The sequence below is a fragment of the Zhongshania sp. genome, assembly GCF_041584495.1.
In the GTDB taxonomy this organism is placed as follows: domain Bacteria; phylum Pseudomonadota; class Gammaproteobacteria; order Pseudomonadales; family Spongiibacteraceae; genus Spongiibacter.
Genome location: NZ_JBFHDY010000142.1, coordinates 1 through 7,551, shown reverse-complemented (window position 1 = coordinate 7,551; position 7,551 = coordinate 1). Strand labels below are relative to the sequence as shown.

Annotated in this window: 9 protein-coding genes and 1 pseudogene; 1 reads left to right on the top strand and 9 read right to left on the bottom strand. The window is 51.1% G+C overall.

Annotated features, from left to right (window positions below; genetic code table 11):
• Positions 1–48 precede the first annotated feature (48 nt).
• The 8 genes from ABYP33_RS16410 to ABYP33_RS16375 all read right to left on the bottom strand — a co-directional run bounded on the left by ABYP33_RS16410 (position 49) and on the right by ABYP33_RS16375 (position 6,401).
• Complete coding sequence (locus tag ABYP33_RS16410; RefSeq protein ID WP_373092231.1) at positions 49–957, bottom strand: DUF808 domain-containing protein; 909 nt, start codon at positions 955–957, stop codon at positions 49–51.
• A gap of 196 nt (positions 958–1,153) precedes the next feature.
• On the bottom strand, positions 1,154–1,435 hold the full coding sequence (locus ABYP33_RS16405) for a hypothetical protein (protein WP_373092230.1): 282 nt from the start codon (positions 1,433–1,435) through the stop codon (positions 1,154–1,156).
• Complete coding sequence (locus ABYP33_RS16400; RefSeq protein ID WP_373092229.1) at positions 1,432–1,755, bottom strand: metallophosphoesterase; 324 nt, start codon at positions 1,753–1,755, stop codon at positions 1,432–1,434. Before ABYP33_RS16400 ends, ABYP33_RS16405 begins: the two co-directional genes overlap by 4 nt.
• A 40-nt stretch (positions 1,756–1,795) precedes the next feature.
• A complete protein-coding gene (locus tag ABYP33_RS16395; protein WP_373092228.1) occupies positions 1,796–2,149 on the bottom strand; it encodes a hypothetical protein in 354 nt (117 codons plus the stop codon).
• Positions 2,150–2,240: 91 nt separating this feature from the next.
• Positions 2,241–3,053, bottom strand: coding sequence for an SDR family NAD(P)-dependent oxidoreductase (locus ABYP33_RS16390; protein WP_373092227.1), 813 nt, complete (start codon positions 3,051–3,053; stop codon positions 2,241–2,243).
• Positions 3,054–3,124: 71 nt separating this feature from the next.
• Positions 3,125–4,066 carry an alpha/beta fold hydrolase gene (locus tag ABYP33_RS16385; protein WP_373092226.1) on the bottom strand — a complete coding sequence of 314 codons (942 nt, stop codon included), beginning with the start codon at positions 4,064–4,066 and terminating at the stop codon, positions 3,125–3,127.
• Between the two features lie 15 nt (positions 4,067–4,081).
• Positions 4,082–4,927: an SDR family NAD(P)-dependent oxidoreductase gene (locus tag ABYP33_RS16380; RefSeq protein ID WP_373092225.1), complete on the bottom strand. Its 846-nt coding sequence runs from the start codon at positions 4,925–4,927 to the stop codon at positions 4,082–4,084.
• A 10-nt stretch (positions 4,928–4,937) separates the two neighbouring features.
• Positions 4,938–6,401: a flavin-containing monooxygenase gene (locus tag ABYP33_RS16375; RefSeq protein ID WP_373092224.1), complete on the bottom strand. Its 1,464-nt coding sequence runs from the start codon at positions 6,399–6,401 to the stop codon at positions 4,938–4,940.
• A 90-nt stretch (positions 6,402–6,491) separates the two neighbouring features.
• Between ABYP33_RS16375 and ABYP33_RS16370 the strand changes: the two genes are divergently transcribed.
• Positions 6,492–7,160 (top strand): TetR/AcrR family transcriptional regulator, encoded by a 669-nt coding sequence (locus tag ABYP33_RS16370; RefSeq protein ID WP_373092223.1) that lies wholly within the window; start codon positions 6,492–6,494, stop codon positions 7,158–7,160.
• A 70-nt stretch (positions 7,161–7,230) separates the two neighbouring features.
• Here the strand turns inward: ABYP33_RS16370 and ABYP33_RS16365 are convergent.
• Positions 7,231–7,551 (bottom strand): annotated as a pseudogene (locus ABYP33_RS16365) (TonB-dependent receptor); the annotation flags it as partial.

The following is a 7,551-nucleotide window of genomic DNA, read 5'->3' as shown; positions in this document are numbered from 1 at the left end:
TTTTTAAAATGGACGTGCTTGGCTGAAACTCGTTTTAAACCAGTGAGTTTATTCTGGCTGATGGCGGTGAAAATGTGAAGCCAAGGCCACAACAACAGCCCCCGCAGAGACGCCAATAAGGCCGTTGAGCAGGTTTTGAACAATGCCGTTGGCGAAACTATTGCTAAAAATATGTAAGTGACCCAGCGTGAATTCGAGCTTGGCATAGTGATCAAAGCCGTGGCTTAGAATGCCGCCACCGACTAGGAACATCGCTAAGGTGCCAACCACGGTTAAGGTTTTCATTAATGTCGGTGCAAACCACAGTAAGAAATTGCCGGCTGTAGTGGCCAAGCTACTTTTTGCCTTAAGTAACACCAAGCCAAGGTCATCGATTTTAACAATCAACGCAACCAAGCCGTAAACGCCAATGGTAATGCCAATGGCGACTACGGTTAAGACCATCGCTTGCTTGGCAAAGGCTTCTTCCTGCACGGTACTCAAGGCGATTACGATGATTTCAAGACTCAGAATAAAATCGGTTTGAATTGCGCCTTTGACGCGCTCTTTTTCTAATTCTAGTAAGTCGGCATTGCTATTGTGTATGAGTGCGCGGCTTTGGGCGTGATTTTTGACACCGCGATGAGTAATGCTGTGCCAAATCTTCTCGGTACCCTCAAAGCACAAATAGACACCACCTATCATCAATACCGGGGTAATCAACCACGGCATGAACATACTGGCTAATAATACGCCGGGGACAATAATAATTTTATTAAGTAGTGAGCCTTTCGCAACCGCCCACACCACGGGCAACTCGCGCTCTGCGCGAACATTACCCACTTGTTCGGCGTTTACCGCTAAATCGTCGCCCAAAACCCCCGCTGTTTTCTTAACGGCAATTTTCGACATGCTTGCGATGTCGTCTAATAAAGTCGCAATATCGTCAAATAGGGCTAAAAGTGAGCCTGCTGCCATGAGGGAAATACCTGTCGCTAATTAAACTTTAACCTCTCTGTTGAGCATACTACATCTAGACGTCTGAAAATGGCGGCAACGTGTAAAACAAGCTTCGCTTTTTTATCCTGCGATTAGGGGCGGCATGGGAAAATGCTGCGCTAAGGAAATCAATTGTCTAATGGATATGGTACTGGCAGCTCAATTTGATCAATTGCTAACCACAATGCAACAAAGCGCGGCGGTTGCGGTCCCGTGTGTGGGCAGCAATGACCTCAAAATTATGCATTAAGGCCTCGGGACCTCGCGCAGGCATTGCGCATAGGCTGCAGGCCAGTATTGATTTTGCATTGATTTCTACGCTGTCGAGTACATCGAAATTGCCTTCGCTGTATTCGCGGCCCACGTCCGACATGTCCAGTGGCGGTGCGCCAATATAGTCTATTTTGATTTTTCCTTTACTGACTTTGTAATGCGCAAAGCCAATGCCGACCATCATTTGCACATAGCCCAGAGGATTGGGAAGGCCCAAAACATGGGCGCTGAGCGCTGATACACGTGGTCATGACCAACAATGACAATGTCGACGCCGTAGCGCATAAATATATTTTCTTCTAAGGCCACCAAGCTGAAATTCGCAGGGCTGCGATCAAGCTGGTCTGTCCAAATGGTGAAGTGTTGCATCACTATGATGAAATCTATTTTGCCGCGCAGACGCCGCAACGCGGCACTGGCAAGGTCAGCTTCTATATTTAATAACTCTTTTGGTAGGGTGCCGTCGCCGATCAGGGCGCCAGCGGTAGTTACTAAAAAGTGCACGCGATTGAAATCAAAGGAGTAAAAGGTACTACCCGGATCGCTAGGCCCAAACGACGAAGTTAATGGCTTGGGCGGGTGGGTGGGTGAAGCGATTTTTAAAGGTGTCGCCACCAAAGTCTTTTTGTTCGTGATTACCTGGTGCAGCCATGGTAATCCGGCGTGCCAGCAGTGGCTGCATTTGTTCAAACCACAGGTCCCATATTGGCTGGTCGCCATTGGCATAGGACAGGTCTCCGGCCAACATGGCTTGGTCGACATTGCTGTCAGCGCGCCGACTGCTACCGCTATTGCACGCGGTTAACGCCACGCCCGCAAGACTTCCCGTCACGAAGCGGCGGCGCGTTAAGGGGCGCAATGGAAAGTGACGGGATTTTGGATCGCGAGGTGATGACATAACAGACTCCGGAAATAATGCTCGCAGAGTCTAAGGGTGCGCGGTGAAGAAATGATGACATCGATAAAATAGCCCGGTGTAGACTGATCGCTTAGCGGACGGCAATCCCGCGCAGCCGCATCATCATTTTTACAATATAAATCGAAGTAGAGGGCAGCAGTCTTGCGAGTATGTCTTGGGTGCGACTATCACTGATAAATATTCGGCCGACATTTTTCTGCACACCGCGCAGAATAATATTGGCGGCGTCGGCTGGCTGGGTTCCGCGCTGTAGGTTTTCGTGAAATTGTTGGGTGCCACTATTGTAATGGGCGGCATTGAGGGTGATGTTGGTTGCGCCGGTGTGCACGGTGTGCACCGTCACATTGCGAATGCCACGTATGTGGTGCTCTGCACGTAGACTGTCGGTGAAACCGCGAACTGCAAATTTAGTGGTGCAGTAAGGCACAAGATAAGGTAACGCAAGGATTCCTTGGGAGCTTGAGAGATTAATAATCGCCGCCTCTGGTCGCTTTAGCAGGTGGGGGTAGCAGCGCTGGGTGGTGTGAATGACACCCCAGTAATTGATGTTGGTGATTTTCTCAAAGTCTTGCTCGCTCGCTTCGCTAAAGCTGAGGTCGCCAAGGGCAATGCCAGCATTATTAATTAACAGGTCGATGCAGGAAAAGCGGGCGAGTACATTGTCAATGAAACTAGAAATGGCCTGTTTGTTGGCCATATCCACCATTTCGCTGTAGTAGTTGGCGCCAAGTTCTGCCAATTTTGCTTCAGTGACACCGAGTTTTGTAATATCGCAAAAGGCGATTTTGGCGCCTTGTCGCGCAAGCGCTATGACGAGGTGATGACCAATCCCGTTGCCACCACCGCCAGTCACGATGGCGACCTTATCTTTAAATAACTTCATACCTGGACCTATATTCTCACTCTTATTTTCGCTGGCTTACTGCGGCTGCATGGAATTCGGCTATTCCTGGCTTAGTGATGTTTGGCAAGAAATGCCAGAACATCTTCTGCGCTCTGGCTCGGGGCTTCAAGCATGGGCATGTGGCCAAGTTCTGGGTAGGTGATGAGTTCGGCATTGGCTATGCCGCTCTGCCACACCGGTGCTGAGCTAATGTGCAATAGACGATCACGCTCGCCCCACAGGATCAGCACGGGTACGTGGATTTCCGCCAGGCGGGTGTCCAGATAGTCGCTGTTGTGGAAGTCTTGGAAGATGCGGGTGAGTGACTCCCGGCGAACAATATAGTCGTCTGCCATATAGTCTAAGATCATCTTTGGCAAATACGGGGGTTGGGCCATGGTCATGGCGTAGAACTCGATAAATTCGTCGCGGCTGTGAATTTCAAACGGGTTGCGACCCGCCGCGAGCATTTTCGCCATGTCGCTTTCTTGGGGGGCAACAACGCCAGCGGCATCAATTAATACGGCGCTTTGCACGCGGTCGGCGTGGAGTAATGCTAATTGCGCGGCGATAAAACCACCCATTGAGTTGCCAATAATATGGGCGCGTTTAATATTCAGTGCGTCCATTGCTTCTACAACGCGCTGAGCCTGACTCACGGTGTCGTATTTTAGCTCGGGATCGAAGAGGGTTTCGCCGTGGCCAGGCAAATCTAGAATTAACACCCGGTAGTTGTCGGTGAAGTGGCTGGCAAAACGCATCCACACGGTTTTTTCGGAGCTATAGCCGTGGATCATGACCACGGTTTTTTTGGCTTCTTGCGGGCCACCTTGCCAAGTCATCATACGACTGTCATTAATGTCGATCTCGGCGCGATGAAGACCGTAAATATAGGTTTCAATGCTACTGGCTAAGTGCAGCACTTTGCCGCCAATGCGTGGGTAGGTGACACTGGCCCAAATCGCCAGACTGGTAGTGACTGCGAGTGCGGTAAATAAAATGGACTTCTTCATCCTGCATTCCGTTCTTTAATCGGTGTGGAAATAGTGTGTTTGGCGGCGGGTTAGCGGGTGGTCACTGCGGTCGATGACATCACGCATGTCGCGCCATATGAGTTTGTTTAATAGGCGCAGGGGCGCGAAGTTTGATCCGAGCCGGGTTTTGAACAAGTCTCTGCCGTAAACAATTTCGGGTGTGCCTTTGCGAATGCCGCGAATAACATACCGCGCAATTGCCTTGAGTGGCGTAAATAGGTATTTTTTTGAAAACGCTTGGTGCTGAGGCACGTTGGCAATATTGGTGGCAATGCCGCCGGGATGCACAAGGTGTACGCTGATGGGACTGTCGTGTAGCTCAACCATAAGTGCCTGGGTGAATCCGCGCACGGCAAACTTGGCGGCGCTATAGTCGCAGTGATTGGGCGGGCAGATCAAGCCAAAGATACTGGAGACATTGACCACTGCGCCTTCACCATTTTCAATTAACTGGGGTAAAAACACTTGGGTACCGTGCACGACGCCGTAAAAGTTTATCCGCATAACCCGCTCAATGGTCGACAGCGGTGTCGCCCATACCGGCTTGCCTGCGCCAGCTACCCCCGCGTTATTAATAATGACATGGGCGCTACCAAGCGCGGCCTTTATGTCGGCGGCGAAGCCCTCCATTGCGGCGCGGTCGGCGACGTCGAAAGCGGCGCTATACAGCGCTATTTCGCTTTGCTTGCGCACGAGGTCGATGGTTTCAGCGAGACCTTTGCTGTCGCAGTCGTTAAGGGCGAGGCGTGCGCCGAGCTTGGCAAATTCCAGTGCATAGGCTCGGCCCATGCCTGAGCCCGCGCCGGTAATAACGATGAACTTGCCATTAAAATCTTTCATTCTATAGGCCTCAGCTAAACGCGTGGTGTTTTGATTTAAAGCGGCTGGCTAAGCGGCGAAAGGTGAAGCTAAAGCCGGGGAACATGGCGACGATGTGACCGCTTTTACTTTGATACCAGCTGGTGCAGCCACCGGACTTCCACACGGTTTTTTCCATTTCGGAATGCACCATTTGGGTGTATTCATCTTCGGCGTGGGCGCGCACTTCTATGGCTTGTTTGCCAGATTGGTCGAGACGGCGAATGCTGTCGGTGATGTATTTAATTTGCGACTCAATCACGAAAATTGCCGAGGTATGGCCGATGCCGGTGTTGGGGCCGGTGACCACAAACAAATTGGGGAAGCCTGGTATCGTCGTGCCTAGGTAGGCGCGGGGATATTCTGCCCAGAAACTCGAGAGGTGCTTTTGGTCTTTGCCAATGACTGGGTAGGAGATCAGGCCATCGGTGGCATCATAGCCGGTAGACCACACAATAAGGTCGACATCGACTTGCTGGCCTTGTGTGGTGAGTATGCCGCTTTCAGTAATTGCGCTAATGCCATCGTGCTTATCGTGAACACTTACATTGCTGCGCGAGAGTGCAGGGTACAAGGTGCTTGATAGAATGACTCGCTTACAGCCAATGGTGAAATCCGGCGTGAGCTTTTTGCGTAGCGCTGGATCGGGCACCTGTTCTTTAAGCAGCTTTAAGGCCACGCGGCCAGCGAGCAGATTTAACAAAGTCTTTGAATACTTAAAGCCGAGCACACGCGTCTCAAGCCCCCAGTAAATCGACCAGCGTAGCGCTTTGTAAAAGGGCTTAAAGCCAAGGAGTTTGCGTTGCAAAGAGGAGAACTTGCGGTCGGCGCGGGGCAGCACCCAGTGAGGGCTGCGCTGGAAAACATGCAGTTTATCAACCTCGCTGGCGATGGCTGGAATGACTTGGGCCGCGCTGGCGCCACTGCCAATAATCGCCACGCGTTTGCCGGTGTAATTATAGCTATGATCCCAGCTATTGGTGTGGAAGCTTTTACCCTTAAACGTGTCGCGACCCGGGAATTGGGGAGTAACCGGTGTACTCAGCGGACCTGAGGCGTTAATTAATATCTGCGCCTCAAAACTACCTGCCGCGTCGGTTTCTATTAACCAATGTTTGGCAGCGTCATTCCAAGCCACTTGGTTTACATTTGCGTTAAGCGTGGTCTTGTCGCGCAGACCGTGTTTGTCTATTACCGCATTAGTATAGCGCTGCAGTTCATCTTGTTCGGCAAACATTTGCGACCAAGGGTAGGGTTCCGAAGAAATGGAATACAGAGGTGATTGCACATCGACTGCCGCGCCGGGGTAGCTGTTTTGACACCAGGTACCGCCCATATAATCGCGGCGCTCAAGAATACGGATATCGGTGACACCTTGCTCCTGCAAGCGGATTGCCGCGCATTGACCACCAAAGCCGCTGCCAATGATGACTACCCGATAGCGCTGAGTTTGCATCTCTGAATCCTCTCCTTGAGGGCTGGTGCTTTTATCTGACGACAGTTGATGTCACTTTACTTCTGATGGCGCTTGTCGTCAAATACTGACATGGAAAATACACAAGAAACTCGTGCTCGGGATAAGCAGTCTGGGCGAACCTATGGCGGCGAAAGCGCTGAAGAGCGGCTTGCGCGTCAGCGCCGGCAATTTTTGGACGCGGGCTTGGAGCTCTTCGGTACGGTTGGCTACCGCGCCACTACCGTGCGAATGCTGTGTAAACAGGCGGGCTTAACTGATCGCTATTTTTATAAAACCTTTACCGACACCGAAGACCTGTTGGCGGCGGTGTATACCGAGTCGCTAGATCAGATTCAAACCGAGGTCATCGCTGCAATTAACGCTTCAGGGAATAGGCAGCCCACGAGCGGCGTGATAGACGCCGGCCTTGAGGCATTTTTTACTGCCTTTGAAAATGCGCGAGTTGCACGGGTTTGCTGGTTGGAAGTGCTCGGTGTTAGCCCCCGTATCGATGCGCTGTATACCAAGCGAATTGAGCAGTTTGCTGATTTGCTGCTGGACCTCGGCAAGTCGGTGTTAGCGGATTGGCGATTGCCAGAAGCAGAGACGCGCATTACTGGTCTCGCACTGATTGGCGCTATTAGTCAGTCGGCATTGCATTGGCTATTGGAAGATTATTGCTCCTCTCGCTCTAGCTTGATAAGTGCTAATAGCCGATTGATCCATGGGCTGATTAATATCTTACCGAAGGGTAGCTAAGCGTTTATTGCGGAATATTAAAAAGGCCGGTTTTAAGTGTTTAAGCTCAAAACCGGCAAGCACCTGATCTTTACCAGCGGTATGAGGCTTGCAGCGCAAATGTCCGTGGGGGATTGGTGAAACCGTGATGGGTGGTTGTGCCCGCGATGACTTTGTTGGCGATAGGCGTGTCGATTGCGTAAAGAATGATGAGCTCATCCGTCAGGTTTTTACCCAGCAGCGCCACTTCCCACACACCGTCATTAGACGATACTGAAATACGCCCGTTGAATTGAACAAAAGCGTCTTGTTTTACCCGGTCATCCAAGTTTGGCGAAGGGTGATACTCGTCGCTGAAAATAGCATCTAGGTTGGCGCGCAGTATCAGTAATTTACCTAAATCGCGCTCGTA